At 64.6% G+C, this 18,290-nt stretch carries 15 protein-coding genes; 13 read left to right on the top strand and 2 right to left on the bottom strand.

Features of this window, described 5'->3' with window-relative positions:
• Positions 1-374: 374 nt before the first annotated feature.
• Together XH81_RS20640 and XH81_RS20635 are read right to left on the bottom strand one after the other, a co-directional pair.
• Complete coding sequence (locus XH81_RS20640; RefSeq protein WP_028139452.1) at positions 375-1,646, bottom strand: MFS transporter; 1,272 nt, start codon at positions 1,644-1,646, stop codon at positions 375-377.
• 368 nt (positions 1,647-2,014) lie between these two features.
• Positions 2,015-2,425 carry a hypothetical protein gene (locus XH81_RS20635; RefSeq protein ID WP_131233042.1) on the bottom strand — a complete coding sequence of 137 codons (411 nt, stop codon included), beginning with the start codon at positions 2,423-2,425 and terminating at the stop codon, positions 2,015-2,017.
• Between XH81_RS20635 and XH81_RS20630 the strand changes: the two genes are divergently transcribed.
• The 13 genes from XH81_RS20630 (at position 2,424) to XH81_RS20570 (ending at position 18,283) form a co-directional block, all read left to right on the top strand.
• A complete protein-coding gene (locus XH81_RS20630; protein ID WP_038974773.1) occupies positions 2,424-3,587 on the top strand; it encodes a YadA-like family protein in 1,164 nt (387 codons plus the stop codon). The genes XH81_RS20635 and XH81_RS20630 overlap by 2 nt on opposite strands.
• Before the next feature lie 20 nt (positions 3,588-3,607).
• Complete coding sequence (locus tag XH81_RS20625) at positions 3,608-4,162, top strand: hypothetical protein (protein WP_245448715.1); 555 nt, start codon at positions 3,608-3,610, stop codon at positions 4,160-4,162.
• 229 nt (positions 4,163-4,391) lie between these two features.
• Positions 4,392-5,696 carry a UbiA family prenyltransferase gene (locus tag XH81_RS20620; RefSeq protein WP_063615298.1) on the top strand — a complete coding sequence of 435 codons (1,305 nt, stop codon included), beginning with the start codon at positions 4,392-4,394 and terminating at the stop codon, positions 5,694-5,696.
• A gap of 103 nt (positions 5,697-5,799) precedes the next feature.
• On the top strand, positions 5,800-6,414 hold the full coding sequence (locus XH81_RS20615) for a ribonuclease D (RefSeq protein ID WP_018323452.1): 615 nt from the start codon (positions 5,800-5,802) through the stop codon (positions 6,412-6,414).
• A 159-nt stretch (positions 6,415-6,573) separates the two neighbouring features.
• Positions 6,574-7,308 carry an LPS export ABC transporter periplasmic protein LptC gene (lptC, locus tag XH81_RS20610; protein ID WP_028139456.1) on the top strand — a complete coding sequence of 245 codons (735 nt, stop codon included), beginning with the start codon at positions 6,574-6,576 and terminating at the stop codon, positions 7,306-7,308.
• A gap of 4 nt (positions 7,309-7,312) precedes the next feature.
• Positions 7,313-8,026: an LptA/OstA family protein gene (locus XH81_RS20605; RefSeq protein ID WP_271596348.1), complete on the top strand. Its 714-nt coding sequence runs from the start codon at positions 7,313-7,315 to the stop codon at positions 8,024-8,026.
• Between the two features lie 222 nt (positions 8,027-8,248).
• Positions 8,249-9,253: an LPS export ABC transporter ATP-binding protein gene (gene lptB / locus XH81_RS20600; protein WP_028139458.1), complete on the top strand. Its 1,005-nt coding sequence runs from the start codon at positions 8,249-8,251 to the stop codon at positions 9,251-9,253.
• A 90-nt stretch (positions 9,254-9,343) separates the two neighbouring features.
• Positions 9,344-10,975, top strand: a complete 1,632-nt coding sequence (rpoN, locus tag XH81_RS20595) for an RNA polymerase factor sigma-54 (protein ID WP_028139459.1) — start codon at positions 9,344-9,346, stop codon at positions 10,973-10,975.
• A 201-nt stretch (positions 10,976-11,176) separates the two neighbouring features.
• Positions 11,177-11,803, top strand: coding sequence for a ribosome hibernation-promoting factor, HPF/YfiA family (hpf, locus tag XH81_RS20590; RefSeq protein WP_028139460.1), 627 nt, complete (start codon positions 11,177-11,179; stop codon positions 11,801-11,803).
• A gap of 232 nt (positions 11,804-12,035) precedes the next feature.
• Positions 12,036-12,497, top strand: a complete 462-nt coding sequence (gene ptsN / locus XH81_RS20585; protein WP_014438750.1) for a PTS IIA-like nitrogen regulatory protein PtsN — start codon at positions 12,036-12,038, stop codon at positions 12,495-12,497.
• A 319-nt stretch (positions 12,498-12,816) separates the two neighbouring features.
• Positions 12,817-15,918: an autotransporter outer membrane beta-barrel domain-containing protein gene (locus XH81_RS20580; protein ID WP_212428948.1), complete on the top strand. Its 3,102-nt coding sequence runs from the start codon at positions 12,817-12,819 to the stop codon at positions 15,916-15,918.
• 33 nt (positions 15,919-15,951) lie between these two features.
• The gene (locus XH81_RS20575) at positions 15,952-17,247 is read left to right on the top strand and encodes an O-antigen ligase family protein (RefSeq protein ID WP_212428949.1); all 1,296 of its coding nucleotides are present in this window, start codon (positions 15,952-15,954) and stop codon (positions 17,245-17,247) included.
• Between the two features lie 13 nt (positions 17,248-17,260).
• Entirely contained in the window at positions 17,261-18,283 is a 1,023-nt protein-coding gene (locus tag XH81_RS20570; protein WP_212428950.1) for a glycoside hydrolase family 5 protein, read from the top strand.
• Positions 18,284-18,290: the final 7 nt, after the last annotated feature.

Here is an 18,290-nt window from a genome sequence, read left to right as displayed (position 1 = left end):
AAGCTTCATTGGAGATCTCCGTTCGCGCATCGACCGGCCGGTGTGGCGGAAGGGCCGGACGGCGAGTGGGAAGGGGGAAACGAGGGGGGTATGCGGCTTCGGCTACGCCCTCTCCAATCAATGCCTTTGAATGCGCCTTGACCTGACTAACGAGATTTTCGACCAAAACGTGATACATGCAACTTTGGTCATCGAAGGCCCAGCGTTGGTTCACCTTAATGTGGAACAGGAGCTACGCTGACGACTAATGACGGCGGGACCGGTTAAGGCACGCACTGGCTATCGCGTCCCAACGCGCAAGAGCGCCGTGGGCGGCGTCCTGATCGTCACGCATGCGATGCACGGTCTGCCGGCTCAGTCGCCTTTGCTGCCCCTCATACCACCCTTTTCCCCGCCCGCTCCGCCACCGCCTTCTGCACAAAATACATCGCGACCAGCGAGACGATCGCAGAGGCGACGACGACGTAGCCGATCCGGTCGAAATGGATCAGCGAGCCGTCGGGTGCTTGCGCGATGATCGCGCCGGCGAGCACCGAGCCGAGCCCGCCGGAGAGCTGCTGCAGCGAGGCGCTGACCGCGCTGAAGGAGCCGCGCTGGTCGGGATCGGGGATTGCCGACATCAGGGCCTGCGACGGGATCATGCGCGAGAAGATGCCGACGAACATCAGCACGTTGACGAGGATCGCGGTCGTAAGCGCGACGTGGCCGAGATGGGTGTAGATCAGCACCATGATGACGGACACCACGCTGCCGAAGACGAAGGTCGGATATTTGCCGAACGCATCGCTTGCCCTGCCGACCAGTGGCCCCGTGACGATGCTGAACAGGCCGGAGACGAGATAGATCGTCGGCAGGTGCGTGATGTCGATGCCGAGATTGTGCACGGTGAAGGCGCTGGAGAACGGCATCAGCATATAGCCGCCGGTCGCCAGCAGCGTCGTGACGGCGAAGGCCAGCGTATAGCGCGGCTGTCCGATCGTCGCGATCAGATGGTGGAACGGGTTCTTGTCCTGCTTCGATTTCAGATGCGCGTCGACCGGCTCCATGGCGAAGGCGATGATGGCGATCGCCGCGATCGACACGATCACGATCGCAATGAAGCAGACGTGCCAGCTCCAGTGATTGGCGAGAAACAGCCCGGCCGGAATACCCAGCACCTGGCTCGCGGCGAACGCCGTCTGGACGAAGCCCATCACGCGGCCGCGCAGGTGCAGCGGGAATAGATCGGTGATGATGGCGAGCACCACCGAGCCGATCACTCCCCCGAACAATCCGGTCACGATCCGGCCGAGCAGCAGCACGTGATAATTCTGCGCGGCGGCGCAGAGCATGGTGCCGAGCGTGAAGCCGACATAGAAGAACAGCAGCAGGCGCTTGCGATCGAAGCGATCGGCAAAGCCGGCGGCCAGCACGCCCGAAATGCCCGCGCTGAACGCGTAGGCCGACACCGCGACGCCGAATTGCCCGGCCGTGATGTCGAGCGCGGGCATCAGGATGGCCCCGAGCGGCGACATGATGATGAAGTCGAGGATGATCGTGAACTGCGTGAACGCCAGCAGCGCGATGAGGAGCGCCTGATAGCGCGAGAAGCCGCGCTGGCGTCCTGATGGATCGTCGATCGGCGCGGCGAGCGTCTGTTCGGTCATGGATCTCGATTCATGGGTCGCGGGGAGAGAAACTGGGAGATGGGGTGGCTTGGGGCGATTTTCAGGGGCCGCGGGCCACTCATTCCGCCGGAAAAAGAAGCTCGCGCCGAGTTGTGGGTTCCATGCAACAGCCGGGCATTCGGCAAACCGTCCGCCTCTTCGCGAAACGAGTGCGCGGATTGAGAAGCCGGGACACCGGGCGGCCCCCATGAATATGGGAGGACGATAGGCCGCGCAGGCTTTCGTGCATCGCGCGTCTTCCCAAAACCACGGGCCGCATGCTTTGAGAGTCGCCAAACGTCGATCGCGTTGGCGTGGTGGCGGCTTGGGGGCTGGAAGTGAATTGGGGCTGGAAGTGACGGCGGTCTTCATTCTTCCTCTTCTTGCCGGTTGCGGGTTTGGAAGACGGGGTGGGGAACGAACATGACCATTTCATTGCGGGCGCCGGTCACCGCTTTTCTTGCAACGGCGCTCATTGCCGTGATCGCGGCCTGCGCCGGCGGGCCGGAAGCCCGGGCCCAGTTCGTGTGCGTGGATGGTGCCGCGTCTGAGCAAGGCGCCACGGCGGCCGGCTCAGCGAGCAATTTTGCCTGCGGGCCGTCCGCTTCCGCTGACGGCAACGGCAGCAACAACTCCGCGACCGGGACCGGCGCCAACGCCAGCGGCCACAGCAGCTCCAATATTGCGACCGGAAACAATGCCAACGCCAGCGGCAACAACAGCTTCAACAGCGCGACCGGAGCGGGAGCCATCGCCAGCGGTGATGGCAGCAAAAACATGGCGTCCGGAAACAACGCGAAAGCCGGCGGTGACAACAGCACCAATATCGCGGCCGGCGCCGGAGCCAATGCCAGTGGCAACAACAGCGGCAATCTTGCATCCGGGCTGACCGCCCTGGCCAACGGAGACAACAGCAGGAACGTCGCGACAGGGCGCAGTTCCAATGCCTCCGGCAACAACAGCAGAAATGTTGCGAACGGGTTTGTCGCCAAGGCCTACGGTGACGCCAGCGCCAACACCGCGACGGGGAGCAACGCCAACGCCTTCGGCAACGGCAGCGCCAACATCGCGACCGGCGTCAACTCCAACGCGACCGGCGACAACAGCTTCAATATCGCGACCGGCCTGAACACCAATGCGAGCGGGTCTGGAAGCAATAACGTCGCCACCGGCAACGCCGCCCTCGCATTTGGCGCCAACAGCTCCAACGCGGCGGCCGGCTATCTGGCGAATGCCAACGGCGCCAATTCGAGCAATATCGCGAACGGCACGCAATCCAATGCCAGCGGCACCGGCAGCTTCAACATTGCGGTCGGAAACGGCGCCAACGCGAGCGGAAACGGTGTTGCGAACACCGCGGTGGGCAACGGCTCCTACGCAACCGGCGCAAATTCCTCGGCCTTCGGCAATGGCGCCTCCGCAACCTTCGCCAACTCCACCGCGATCGGCAACGGCGCCACCGCGACCCGCGCCAACCAGCAGGTCTACGGCACCGCGAGCAATACCTACACGATGACAGGCGTCACCTCGGCTGCGAGCGCGGCCGCGCAGTCCGGACCCGTGCAACTCGTCACCACGGACGCGGCCGGCAATCTCGCCTCCACCTCGCTCAGTGCACTCGGGTTTGCGAGCCCCGCGGATATCGCAAGCATCAACAGCCAGCTCGCAGGCATCAATGCCCGCCTCAACGACCTCGACGGCAGGACCGGCAAGGCGATCAACGGCGTCGCGATGGCCTTTGCGATGTCAGGCTCGCCCTGGCTGATGCCGTCCGAGAAGATCGCGATGAGCATGAACTGGGGTACGTTTCAGAACACCAATGCGCTCTCCATGAGTGCGGCGCTGCGCGTCAGCGAGCATGTGCAGGCCAGCGGCGGCCTGACCTACGGCACCAACGGCGGCGGATTGGGCGGCCGCGTCGGAATGCGTGTCGGCTGGTGATGCCAGGCTTTGGCAATTCGATGCAATTGATCGCGCGAGCCGTGACGGCACTGGCGCTGCTGCTGTGCTGCGGAAGCGACGGGGCGATGGCGCAGCAGAAGACGCCTGCGCAGGCTGCGGCTGCCGCGCTGCCGTCGCTGCCCGTCACACTGGAGCAGGCTCTCTATCTGATCCGCTCGACGCTGCTCACGCTCAACGATGCCAACCGCACGGGCAATTACACGGTGCTGCGCGACCTTGCTGCGCCCGATTTCCAGGCGCGCAACACCGCCGCCGATCTCGCGCTGAATTTTCTCGATCTGCGGCGCCGCAACTTCGATCTCTACGGTGCGGCATTGCTGGCGCCGCAATTCAGCGACGCGCCCGCGCTCGATCAGCGCGGAATGCTGCGCTTGGCAGGCTACATCCCGACCCGGCCGCAGCAGATCCAGTTCGATCTCACGTTTCAGACCGTGGCCGGGCAATGGCGTCTGATCGCCATCGCGATCGCAACCCCGGAAGCCGCATCCCCCCAGCCGCAAGCCCAGGCGACGCCCGTGAAGCCGGCCGTGCCTGCGCAGAAGAAGACGCCGTGAGCGCTTCTGAGCACTATCTCATTGATAAGTCTTCGTTTGTCGCCAGATTGGCGGCCGCGCCCCACCCTGTTCTCGCTGCTCCTGGCAGCCCCGATTAAGCCGCCCTTAGCGAATGCTCCCCTAGTGTCCTGACCGTCCATTTCCCTGCTCCCCGGCCGGATGCCGGTCAGTTTGCGGCAAGTCAGAGCGTTTTCGGATGGAGCAGCCTGCCCGGCAGTATGATCCTGGCGTGCCCGAGCCGTTGGTCACGGCGGCGGCCACGCGGACGCTCGTCATCGATCTCGAAGGCGGCCTGCTGCGGTCCGAGCTGCTGATGGAGGCGCTGTTCTCCAGCCCCGGCCGCATGCTCGCCCGCTTCGGCGCGGGCGGACGACCGGGCATGGCGGCACTCACGGATATCCTGGCGCGCGCCGAGATCGACTACGCCCATCTGCCCTATGATTCCGACGTGTTGAACCGGGCGCTCGCTGCGCGGGCGCGGGGCGCGAAGATCTATCTGGTGGCCGGCCGCTTCGCCCACCACGCCGCCGGCATTGCCGCGCATCTCGGCTTTGACGGTGTCGTTGCGCCGGCTGATCTGGCTGCAGGCGAAAGCCTGCCGTTCGACCGCGGCGCCATCGAGCGCATCGAAAACCGCGGCAGCCGCAACGCCAGCCTCAAGACCAGCCTCAGGACCTGGGCCAAGGCGCTGCGCGTCTATCAATACGCCAAGAACACGCTGGTGTTCGTACCTGTCATCACCGCGCATCAGCTGAATTTTGCCAGCTTTGGCTCCGCGCTGCTGGCGTTCCTGGCGTTCTCGGCCTGTGCGTCTGGCGCCTATCTGATGAATGATCTCCTGGATCTCGCAGCGGACCGGCAGCATCCGACCAAGCGCCATCGCGCGCTGGCGGCCGGCGATCTGCCGATCTCGTCCGCGCTATCAGCGATCCCTGCGTTGTGGCTGTTCGCGGTCGTGGCCGGCCTCTGCATCTCGCCTCTGTTTCTCGGCGTGCTCGGCGCCTATCTTGTCACCACCATCGCCTATTCGCTCGCGCTCAAGCGCAAGATGCTGGTCGACATCGTCACGCTCGCCGGTCTCTACACGCTTCGCATCGTCGCCGGCGCGGTCGGCGTCGGCGTGGTGCTATCGGAATGGCTGCTGATCTTCTCGCTCTTCGTGTTCACGTCGCTGGCGCTGATCAAGCGCTTCAGCGAGCTCAGCATGCGCGAGAGCGCCGGCCTTTCCGATCCTTCCAATCGCGACTATCGCGTCACCGATCTGCAAATCATCGCCGCGATGGCGGCGGCGAGCGCGATGAACGCGGTGACCGTGTTCTCGCTCTACGTCTCCTCGTCCGCGGTGACGCCGCTGTACAGCCGTCCCTGGATGCTGTGGCTGCTCAATCCGCTGCTGCTGTACTGGTTCGGCCGCGCCCTGATGATGGCGCATCGCCGCGAGATGCCCGATGACCCGATTCTGTACGCCTTCCGCGACGGCCCCAGCCGCATTGCGGTTGCGGCGATGATCTGCATCATGCTGGCGGCGATCTGAGCGAAGCCCGTGCTTGCGCGGCCCGCCGGCAATGGCTACATCGCGGGCAATCCGAACTCGCTATTTGCCGACGCACCGATTAGACCCGAGGTTTTGAAACGCCATGACCGTACGCCTGCATCGCGGCGACCTGCCCGACCTGTCCCGCTACACCGGAGCGGTGGCGATCGACACCGAGACCATGGGGCTGAACCCGCACCGCGACCGGCTCTGCGTGGTGCAGCTCTCGCCCGGCGACGGCAGCGCCGACGTGGTGCAGATCCCCAAGGGACACACCGACGCGCCGAACCTCAAGGCGCTGCTGGCCAATCCCGCCATCACCAAGATCTTCCACTTCGCGCGGTTCGACGTCGCGGTGCTGTACCAGACCTTCGGCGTCATGACCGGCCCGATTTATTGCACCAAGATTGCCTCGCGCCTGACCCGCACCTACACCGATCGCCACGGCTTGAAAGACCTCGTGCGCGAGGTGCTCAATGTCGATCTCTCCAAGCAGCAGCAATCCAGCGACTGGGGTTCCGACAGCCTGACCGAGCCGCAGCTCGCCTATGCCGCCTCGGACGTGCTGCACCTGCATGCCTTGCGCGAACGGCTCGACGCCATGCTGGTGCGGGAGGGCCGCACCGCGCTGGCCAAAGCCTGTTTCGACTTCCTGCCGACCCGCGCCCTGCTCGACCTCCAGGGCTGGGCGGAGGAGGACATTTTCGCGCATTCCTGAGCCCTCGCCCGCCGGTTAGACTTCGGGCTGCGCCCCGTTTCGGACACTTTCATGCGGCCTGTCCAAGCCTGATATGTACAAGGCTGCATATTGCGGCGGTCACGGGTACAATGGAGCGGCCTGCAACCCGGCCTGGCGAGCGGCACCTCAGGAGCTCAGGTGAATTCGGCCCACAATCCCACCTACGACGCCGCGCTTGCGGCGAAGTTTGCCAGCGCGGCGCGCCACAGCCGTCTGGTGCGGATTCTGCGCCTCGCGGTGCCGGCTGCAGTGCTGTTGTCGATGGCCGCGATCGTCGGCGTCTCGGTCTTCAATCCGTTCCGCATGCTGATGCCGAAGCTGCCGCTCGATTCCGGAAACCTGGTGGTGTCGGGCACCAAGATCACGATGGAATCGCCGCATCTGGCGGGCTACACGCCGGACCAGCGGCCCTACGAGCTCTGGGCCAAGACTGCGACACAGGACATCACCGATCCCGATCATGTCGATCTCTCCGACCTGCGCGCGAAAGTGCTGATGGAGGATCAATCCACCCTGTTCCTCGATGCCCGCACCGGCCGCTTCGACAACAAGCAGCAGCAGCTCGATCTGCACAAGGACATCTTCCTGCGAACCTCAACCGGCTACGAGGCCCGGCTGAACTCGGCCTTCGTGGACATGGGCAAGGGCACGGTCTCCTCGGACGAGCGCGTCGACGTCAAGCTGACCAACGGCACGCTGACCGCGGACCGCTTACGCATTACGGAAGGCGGCGACGTCATCCGCTTCGAGGGCAATGTGGTGATGCATCTGGACAAGCTGGATGACCCCGCCGCCGCTCAGCCTGCGCCGGCCGAGCCCGCGCCGGCGGCGCCGCCGGCCAAGTCAAAGAACAAATCTGCCAATTCAAAGTGATTTCATGATCAAGTCTTTTCCGCGCAACGACAACAAGCGCAGCGCCATCTTCAGTGCAGCTGCGCTCGCCGCCATTGTCGTGCTTGCTGCAACCGGCACCGCTTTTGCGCAGAGCACGATGCAGGGCGTGCCGAACGCGATGCAGGGTTTTTCGCAGAACCGTGATCAGCCGATTCAGATCGAGGCCGCCTCGCTCGAGATGCGCGACAAGAAGAAGGAGGCGACCTTCGCCGGCAATGTGAAGGTCGTCCAGGGCGACACCACCATGACCTCGAAAACCCTGGTGGTGTTCTACGAGTCGGGCGGCGACAAGCCCGCCACGCCGCAGCCTGCGGCCAAGGCGGCCAAGGGCGTGCCGATGCAGTCGGCGCAGCCGGGCCCCGGCGGCAGTTCCTCGATCAAACGGCTGGAGGCGCGCGGCAATGTCGTGGTCACCCAGAAGGACCAGGTGGTGACCGGCGAGACCGCCGTGTTCGACACCAGGACCAATCTCATCACCTTGCTGGGCGGCGGCGGCCAGGTCGTCCTGACGCAGTGCAAGAACGTGCTGCGCGGCGACCGTTTGATGGTCGACATGACGACGGGCGTGTCGCGGGTGGAATCCGACAACGGCCGGGTTCAGGCCCTGCTGCCCCAGGGCGGCGGCAATGATTGCGGTTCGGGCAAGCCCGGCGGGGCGCCGCCTTTGCAATTGCCCGGCGCAACTAAACCGAAATGAATTCAACAGCTTGGTTCGGATGCGGCCGAACCGAGGTTGAAGCTTGGCCGGCGAGACTGTATCTAGCGCGCAGGGCTTTCGTAGCGGGGTCCGCCGCTTTTCGGGCGTGTTTCACTGGGCATGAGACATCCCTTCACTCATGCTGCACCGGCTAGTCGAACGACCGGTGCGGCAGATCGCGCGAATTCGCGCAGGATCGTCGCGAAAGGCTAAAAGGCGGGGATGGTCGATCTCTTCAGCATGTTCCGTCGGCGCCCCGCCAAGCGCGGCCGGCCAGGATTTGCGCGTCAGGACATCACCGCGCTCGGTGACGGCGTCGGCGGGCTTGTGACCAGCCCGATCCGGGACGCGCCGATGGCCCGCGACCAGGCGATCCATGCGCCCGATCAGTTCCCGGACGACTATCAAGGCGACTATCAAGCCGAGGCGCCGCGCCAGCCGGCAGTTCACCCCGTCAGGGCCGCCGCCAAGCCGAACGGCGGTGGGCCGCAGCTCCTGAAGCGGCCGGGCTTCCTGGCTGTGCATAGCGTGGAAAAGGCCTTCGGCAGCCGCCAGGTGGTGCGCGGTGTCAGCATCTATGTGCGCCGCGGCGAAGCGGTCGGCCTGCTCGGTCCGAACGGCGCAGGCAAGACCACCGTGTTCTACATGATCACCGGCCTGATCAAGGCCGATCGCGGCGCCATCGAGCTCGACGGCCACGACGTCACCAAGCTCCCGATGTATCAGCGCGCGCGACTTGGCATCGGCTATCTGCCGCAGGAAGCCTCGATCTTCCGCGGCCTCACCGTCGAGCAGAACATCCGCGCCGTGCTCGAAGTGGTGGAGCCCTCGCGCAAGAAGCGCGAGCAGCAGCTCGATTCGCTGCTCGACGAGTTCAACATCACGCGGCTGCGCAAATCACCGTCGATCGCGCTGTCCGGCGGCGAGCGGCGCCGCGTCGAGATCGCGCGCGCGCTGGCGACGCGTCCGAACTACATGCTGCTCGACGAGCCCTTCGCCGGCATCGACCCGATCGCGGTCGGCGACATCCAGGACCTCGTCCGCCATCTCACCAATCGCGGCATCGGCGTGCTCATCACCGACCACAATGTCCGTGAGACGCTCGGCCTCACCGATCGCGCCTACATCGTCTATGCCGGTGAAATCTTGACCGAGGGGAGCCCGGATGAGATCGTCGCCGATCCGGACGTGCGCCGCCTTTACCTTGGCGAGGAATTCCGCCTCTAGCCCGTTTTTGGGTTTCGTCAAGACGTGTACATCGGGCCCGGACTAGGATAAGCAAAAATCGGACCAATTTTTGGGAACGGTTCTTGCTTCATGGCGCTCACGCAGAGATTAGAGTTCCGGCAATCGCAGTCGCTGGTCATGACGCCGCAGTTGATGCAGGCGATCAAGCTGCTGCAATTGTCCAATCTCGATCTCACGACCTTCGTGGAAGAGGAGCTCGAGCGTAACCCCCTGCTGGAACGGGCCAATGACGAGGCCCCCGCGGGCGAGGCCCCGGCCGAGGCCGGCCAGTACAGCGATAGCGAGGAGTCCGGCGGCCAGGGTGACAGTCAGGGCGACGATGGCTTTGGCGGCAGCGGCGAGGCCTTCGAGCCCGGCCAGGAAGAATGGATGAGCAAGGATCTCGGCACCCGCGCCGAGATCGAGCAGACCCTGGATACGGGCTTGGACAACGTCTTCTCCGAGGAGCCGGCCGAGGCCGCAGCGCGCAACGCCCAGGATGCAGCGCCGACCACCTATACGGAATGGGGCGGCGGTGCCTCCGGCGACGAGGACTACAATCTCGAAGCCTTCGTCGCCGCGGAAACCACACTCGGCGACCATCTGGCCGAGCAGCTCTCGGTGGCCTTCACCGCACCTGCCCAGCGCATGATCGGCCAGTATTTGATCGACCTCGTCGACGAGGCCGGCTATCTGCCGGGCGACCTCGGCCAGGCCGCCGAGCGCCTTGGCGCGACGCAAGCCGACGTCGAGGGCGTTCTTGCCGTGCTGCAAAAATTCGATCCGCCCGGGGTCTGTGCGCGCAATTTGAGCGAATGCCTGGCGATCCAGCTCCGCGAACTCGACCGCTACGACCCCGCGATGCAGGCCCTGGTCGAGCATCTCGATCTCCTGGCCAAGCGCGACATCGTGGCCCTGCGCAAGATCTGCGGCGTCGACGACGAGGACATCGCCGACATGATCGGCGAGATCCGCCGCCTCAATCCCAAGCCCGGCATGAAGTTCGGCTCGGCGCGTCTGCAGACCATGGTGCCCGACGTCTATGTCCGCCCGGGTCCCGACGGCGGCTGGCATGTCGAGCTCAACAGCGACACCTTGCCGCGCGTGCTGGTCAACCAGACCTACTATTCCGAGCTGTCGAAGAAGATCGGCAAGGACGGCGACAAGTCCTATTTCACCGACGCGCTCCAGAATGCGACCTGGCTGGTGCGCGCACTCGACCAGCGCGCCCGCACCATCCTGAAAGTTGCAACCGAGATCGTGCGCCAGCAGGACGGCTTCTTCACCCATGGCGTCGCGCATTTGCGGCCGCTGAATCTAAAGGCCGTCGCCGACGCCATCCAGATGCATGAATCCACGGTGTCGCGCGTCACCGCCAACAAGTACATGGCGACAAATCGCGGCACATTTGAGCTGAAATATTTCTTCACCGCCTCGATCGCCTCGGCCGACGGCGGCGAGGCGCACTCCGCCGAAGCCGTGCGCCACCACATCAAGCAGCTGATCGATTCGGAGGAGCCCGCGGCGATCCTGTCGGACGACACCATCGTGGAACGCTTGCGCGCCTCGGGCATTGATATTGCCCGCCGCACGGTCGCGAAGTACCGCGAAGCCATGCGCATTCCTTCCTCGGTGCAACGTCGCCGCGACAAGCAGAGCGCTCTTGGTAACGTCCTCTCTACCGCCTTGTCCGATCGTTCCCGCAACACCGAACCGGCCTGATTGCGCTGGCGCGAAATCGCGCTACTCTCGACCTCCCGTCGAGACGGATCCAAGCACGCGCATGATCCGGAAAAGTGTCCAGCGGTTTTGCTTCCCGACAAGCGCCAAAGGCGTTTGCGGCGAGATCATGCGCAGGCAATATTCCAGAGGTGCGATGACGTGGCATCGCACCGCGAGCACGTGAACCAAGCGAGGCATCACATGACTCTCAGAATCTCGGGAAAGAGCATCAGCGTCGGCGAGGCCCTGCGCGGCCGCGTTTCCGACCGCACCGACGAGGTGCTGCGCAAATATTTCGACGGCAATTATTCCGGCCACATCACGCTCAGCAAGGACGGCTTCGGCTTCCGCACCGATTGCGCCCTGCACCTGGATTCCGGAATCACGCTGGAGGCCGATTCGAACGCGCCGGATGCCTATGCCAGCGCCGATCAGGCGCTGCTGATGATCGAGAAGCGGCTGCGCCGCTACAAGAACCGGCTCAAGGACCGCTCCGCCCGCAAGGCCCATGTCGCCTCCGAAGCGATGGCTGCGCTCGATGCCACCAGCTACGTGCTCGAGGCCCCGGAGGGCGAGGACGAGGTCACCGGCTACAGCCCCGTCATCATCGCCGAGGCCACCACCTCGCTGAAGCCGCTGTCGGTCAGTGAGGCCGTCATGGAACTCGACCTGAGCGGGGCTCCCTGCCTGGTCTTTCAGCATGGCTCCAGCGGCCGGGTGAACATCATTTACCGCCGGGCCGACGGCAATGTGGGCTGGATCGACCCGCCCGGAGCCAAAACGGATGCCGGCGCGGATGGCAAGGGGAACAGCAGGGCCGGGGGATAGGCAAGAAACCCGGCCCCGTATTATCCGCAGGCCTTAACAATGACCGGGGCAAAGCCGCACGCGGGAGTTGGCACCGGGATTGCGTTGGAGTAGAAGCGCCCCACATCAGGACTTAACGGGATTTGGGCTAAGTCCTCCTCCTGCTTGACCTTCTTGACGCCGGCCCGGCGTGGTTTCTCTCCAAGCCGGCCAATTCGGAACCTGACGGTTTAATTCACCTCGGAAACCCTCCATGCCGATTACCGATCTGGTCGCACCCGAGGCGATTCTCCCGGCATTGAAGGTCAACAGCAAGAAGCAGGCCCTGCAGGAGCTCGCGGCCAGGGCCGCCGAGCTGACCGGGCAGAACGAACGCTCCGTGTTCGAGGTGCTGCTGCAGCGGGAGAAGCTCGGCACCACCGCGGTCGGCTATGGCGTTGCCATTCCGCACGGCAAGCTGCCCAAGCTCGAAAAGATTTTTGGCCTGTTCGCACGCCTCGACCGCCCGATCGATTTCGAGGCGATGGACGGCCAGCCGGTCGATCTCGTCTTCCTGCTGCTCGCCCCCGAAGGCGCCGGCGCCGATCATCTCAAGGCGCTCGCCCGCATCGCCCGCCTGCTGCGCGACCAGGACATCGCCAAGAAGCTGCGCGCTTCGCGCGATGCCCAGGCGATCTATTCCGTGCTGGCGCTGCCGCCGGCAACGGCGGCCTGACGTCGCTTTCCCCTGCTCTGTGTGGCCTTCCAGATCGCACGGCGTTGGCAGCGTCGTGGCATGCGCACCGTTGGATAGCCAAGGTAGACGGTATCAAAATCTTCCCGTTTGAGACGCACGGCACATCGGGCGGCGTCAAGGTCCGCTAAGAGTCGCTCGAGACCAATGGGACTGAGCAGACGTGATACGGAATGGAAGCGCGCCGTTGCGTCGTGGCGCGGCGGCGGGAGAACGGCCCGATGCGAGCAGCGGCTTGCGCCTGGCGCTGCTCGCCACTGTGGCAAGCTGTGCATCCTGGCTGGCCCAACCGGGATCGGCGTTGGCCGGGCCTGCCAGCTGCACGACGGTCGGAGGCGCGGCCACCTGCAGCGGCGATCAATCGGCTGGAATCGGTGCCGCCGATTTCGATCAGGCCGCGGTCGGCACGCTCAACGTCAATGCGCTGACGACCGACATCGCGCCGGCTTCAGGCGTCGCCGCCATTTCCTACCATCGCGGCGGTGGCAGCATTACGATCAACACTGACCTCTCGCAGCGGACGATCAGGACGACAGGCATCACCGACGCAGTCTCCGCCTCGACCGACGGCGACGTGACGATCAATCACGCAGGCAATATCAGCTCGGCCGGCGGCGCCGGCATCTACGTCACCACGACCGGCGGTTTCTTCGGTACCACCGACATAAGGATCACCAGTAGCGGCACGATCGACGCGTATAGCGACGGCATTCACGCGCGATACCAAGGGCCTGGAGGAAGCAACGGCAACATCGTTGTCGCGCACACGGGTGACATCACGTCCAGGACGACCTACGGGGTGTTCGCCGAAACACGCGCTGCCACGGTAAGTGTCACGACACTCGGAAACATCAACGCCGCTGCCAGCGGAATTCTGGCCGCCGCCGACTTCGGGGTTACCGTCAGCAGCACGGGAAACATCACAGGTGCCGTTGGGATCGCTGCATATTCCGTCTTCGGCGACATCGCTGTCTCGCAACGCGGCGACATGGCCGTGACACTCGACGGAATCTACATCGACAACTCGAGCGCCTCCGCGACGGTCGTGAATAACGGCAACATCTCGGCTGGACGCAACGCACTGTTCATAGCGGCGGGGGACAGCATCAGCATCACCAGCCGCGGCGACCTCACTGGCCGCGATACGGGCATCGCCGCGACCGGAATGGGTGTCGGGGTAAACAGCGTCGGCAACATCGCCGCGAGCCACGGCTCCGGCATGTACATCGTCGGGCAAGCTGCAGTCGGGGTCACCAGCCGGGGAAACATCAGCGCGACCGACTATGGCATCTTCGCGCTCATGTCGAATGTGCCCGGATATCTCGCGACGGTGGACAGCACCGGCGACATTGTCTCCACCGCAGGCGAAGGAATTCGCGTTCAATCGCACGGCGGCTTCGCCTCGGTCATCAGCCGCGGGACCGTCAGCGCATTTGCCGATGGCATTCACGCCTATGCACCCGGCGATGTCACGGTGACCAGCATCGGCACTGTCTCGTCGGCCTCAGGCAACGCCATCAACGCGAGCGGGGGCGGTAATCTCCAGGTCACGGTCAGCGGAGGCGTCTTGTCCGGCGCGCTGACGGGCATCCGGCTGGACGGCGGCGCAACCAACACCGTCACCATCGGCGCGACGGCGAAGGTCGCCGGCGGGCTCAATGCCGTGCTGGCAACCACCGGCAACGACACCGTGAACAATTCCAGCATCGTCATCGGCAATGTCGCGCTCGGCGGCGGCAGCAATGCCTTCAACAATCTCGCCGGCAGCGTGTTTGACAGCGGTGCGACGGTGGACCTTGGCGCCGGCAATCTGCTGAGCAACGCCGGCACGTTGGCGCCGCTTGGCGTCGGCACGGTCGGCACCACGACGCTGACCGGCGATTTCGTCCAGGGCGCGAGCGGCCGGTTCGTCGTGGACGTCGCCGGTCACGCCGCCGACCGGCTCGACGTCACGGGCACGGCGAGCCTCGGCGGCAAGGTGGTCGTGGATCCGACCGCGCGCCTTGCGACGACGACGACCTACACGATCGCGAGCGCGGGCAATTTGAACGGCAGTTTCACGGGTGTGGATTTCCTGACCGCAAACAGCTTCGCGCGCAATGCGCGGCTGAGCTACGCCGGCAACGACGTGCTGCTGACGCTCGATCCCGGGCTGCTGTCGTATACGCTGCCCGCCAATGCCAGCGTCAATGTGCGGAACGTGGCGGCGGGGATGGACGCTCCGCTGATATCAGGCGCGGCGCTGCCGGGGGGCTTCAACCCGCTGTTTGCGTTGGCCGGCACGCCCTTGATGGGCGCCCTGACGCAAGCCTCGGGCGAGACCGCGACCGGCGCGCAGCAGACGACCTTCAACGCCATGAACCAGTTCATGGGCACGCTGACCGATCCCTTCCTGGCCGGGCGCAGCAATCCTCCGCCGGCGGCTGGCGCGACGGGATACGTAGCCGACGATGGCGGCGCGCTGGCTTATGCCGGCGGCCGCAAGCTTAACCGCGACCCGCGTGACGCCTACGCCGCGATCTCTCGCAAAGCGCCGCCTGCGCAGACCTTCGAGTCCCGCTGGAGCGTGTGGGCTGCGGGCTTCGGTGGCTCGCAGACCACCGACGGGAACGCGGCGCTCGGCTCCGGCACCGCCACCAGCCGGATCGTCGGCGCGGTCGCCGGTGCGGATTATTGGCTGTCGCCGCACACCGTGGCCGGCTTTGCGCTCGCCGGCGGCGGCACCAGCTTCTCGGTCGCGAATGGCGGCACCGGCCGCTCCGACCTGTTCCAGGCCGGCGCCTTCGTGCGGCACAATGCCGGCGCCGCCTATGTCACGGCCGCTCTGGCCTATGGCTGGCAGGACGTCACCACCGATCGCACCGTCACCATCGCCGGTGCGGATCAACTCCAGGCCCGTTTCAAGGCCAACGCCTATTCCGCTCGGATCGAAGGCGGCTATCGCTTCGTGGCGCCGTGGATCGGCGGTGTCGGCATCTCGCCCTATGCGGCGGCCCAGTTCACGAGGTTCGACCTGCCGGCCTATACCGAGCGGGCGGTCACCGGCAATGACACGTTCGCTCTCAGCTACGCTTCGGACGCCGCCACCGCCGGCCGCAGCGAATTCGGCCTGCGCAGCGACAAGTCCTTCGCCATGGCCGACGGCATCGCCACGCTGCGCGTTCGCCTCGCCTGGGCACACAATTTCAATCCCGACCGTTCGATCGGCGCGACCTTCCAGGCGCTGCCCGGTTCGAGCTTCGTGGTCAACGGCGCAGCGCAAGCCGCCGATGCCGCGCTCGTCACCGCGTCGGCGGAGAAGACTTGGCTGAACGGCTGGTCCGCGGCAGCGACATTCGAGGGCGAGTTCTCGAGCGTCACGCGCAGCTATGCCGGAAAGGGCGTCGTGCGATATGGGTGGTGAAGCCTGCGCCGGGCAGGCCGGGGTGGTCAGCTCATGACCAGCCTGCGCACCGCGTCAGATTCCGAGGGACACGAAAGCGCAATCTGGAAGGCGCCCAGCCCTGGCGTCGAGAAGCTTGCCAGAACCGTGATCCGCGGCTCGATCACCGTCAACGTGGTCGCCTCGATGGGCGTCTTCCACCCTGCGCTGCTGCCTGCAGAGTGGAGCTATCTGCAACAGGCTGTCGCGCTCCTGATGTGGGTCATCCTGATCTACGCCAGTGCCTTCGTGCGTCCTTGCCTGCGCGTGCAGCCCAATCCTGACCTCATCGCGCTGGTGGCATTCTACGCCCTTGCCGCCATGTCGGTTCTCTGGACCAGCCTCGCCGCTGCAGCGATCATGAAGAGTGCGGCTCTCGTGATAACGACTTTCGGCGCGTACTGCCTCATTATCCGTATCGACGTGGACGAGATCGTCGGATCGACGGCACTCGGGTTCTTCATTCTGGTCGCCGCCTCGGCCTTGTGTGCCATCTTCGTGCCCGAGATCGGCGTCGACCAGAGCTGGATGCACAACGGCCAGTGGCAAGGAATCTACGAATCGAAGCAGACGCTCGGTTTCATCAGCGCATATCTGATGTTCTTTGCCTGCTATCAGAAGATGACCGGGCAGGGATGGATCGCTTTTCTCGCGACGTTTCTCCTGGCATCGACGTGCGTCATCGCCTCGGAATCCCGTGGTGCCGGCGCCGTCGCCGTCGCCGCTTGTGGACTGCTGGTGACCTCGATGTGGTCGATCCGCTGCATGAGAATCTATGCGGTGCTGCCATTCATCATGTGCATCCTGGCCGCCCTGCTGTTCCTGTATTTCTATCTGACGGGGTACGATTCCTTTCATCTCGGCGGTGAATCGACCATCGACTTGACCGAGCGGACCTTCATTTGGCAGTACGCCATCAGCCATTTCAACGACGCGCCCCTGCTGGGCTTTGGCATCAACGGATTCTGGACGCGCCCTTCGATTTACGACTATTTCAACCAGAACCATGGCTGGGTGCTCGACAATTATCATAGCGGTTACATCGCGGTGCTGATCGAAACGGGGTTTCTGGGATATTTGCTGTTCGTCGCGAGCGTCTATCTGTTTTCGGAAAAGGTCCTGTACTTGATCGCCACCCGGTCGATCGATCGCTCCCATTGCGCTCTCATCATCGGATTTGTCGTCCTGAGCTTTCAATCGAACTTCACGGAGACGATGTTCCTCCGCTCGACGATGTTCACGTCGGTGCTTCTCGTCGCGTTCTTCTTCGCGGTGTGCAGGCCGGTGCCGCAGCAATCCCTGCTGCCATGATGGAGAAAGCAGCATGAATGCCATCTGCGCCCGCTGGTCGGTGACCTTCGGCCTCACCTTGGCGATAGCCATGCTCGCGATCTGCTCTCAGGCCGACGCAGCCGGACAGGGCACCGCGCCCGCTCCAGGAGAGTTGGGGCGCGGCATCAACATCCTCGGCTACGACGGCATCTGGGAGGGAGGCCGGAACGCGCCATTTCGTCTGGACAACCTCGCGGCCATCCGAAAGGCCGGGTTCTCGCACGTTCGGATCAATTTCTTCGGCTTCAAGTTCATGGGCGAAGGGAATCTGCTGGATGAAATCGTCTTGAGGCGGCTTGATGCCGTGATCGAGGAGGTGCTCGCCCGGAAGCTCATCCCCATTCTCGACGAGCACGACACGGATACTTGCCAGCGCGCCGTGTCCGGATGCGCCGAGAAGCTGAAGGCGTTCTGGACGCAAATCGCCGGGCGCTATGCCGGAAGATATCCGACGCTGGTCTTCGAGGTCCTCAACGAGCCCGGCGGGCAGATGACGTCGACCAGCTGGAACGCGCTTCTGAACGAGTGTCTCGGCATCATCCGCACCGGCAATCCCGGACGGACGGTCATTGCTGCCGTTCTCAACGTCGATGACATGCCGGTCGAGGAACTGGCCCTGCCATCAGGTGACAGAAATCTCATCGTCACGTTTCACTATTACGCGCCGATACGTTTCACGCATCAGGGTGCGCCGTGGTCCCCAACGTTTTCGCGGATCGGGCCACTCGATTGGGGCACGCCGGAGGACGAACGGAAGGCTCTCGCCGATTTCGAGAAGATCCGGATCTGGTCCGAAAGGGAAAAGCGCCCGATCTATCTCGGCGAGTTCGGCGTGTACGAGCGCGCTCCGGCCGAAGCCCGGACGCGATATCTGTCGTTCGTGGCGCGAAGTGCGGACCGGCTTGGCTGGGCATGGGCCTATTGGCAGTTCGACCATGATTTCGCGGCCTTCGACAGCGCGCGTCAAACCTGGAAGCCGGACGTCATGCGGGCGCTGATGCCGGCGGGGCGTTGAAGCGCGC

The sequence above is a fragment of the Bradyrhizobium sp. CCBAU 25360 genome (genome assembly GCF_028128695.1).
In the GTDB taxonomy this organism is placed as follows: domain Bacteria; phylum Pseudomonadota; class Alphaproteobacteria; order Rhizobiales; family Xanthobacteraceae; genus Bradyrhizobium; species Bradyrhizobium ottawaense.
Note: the sequence above shows the minus strand (reverse complement) of the source record. Positions and strands in the feature narration are given on the sequence as shown.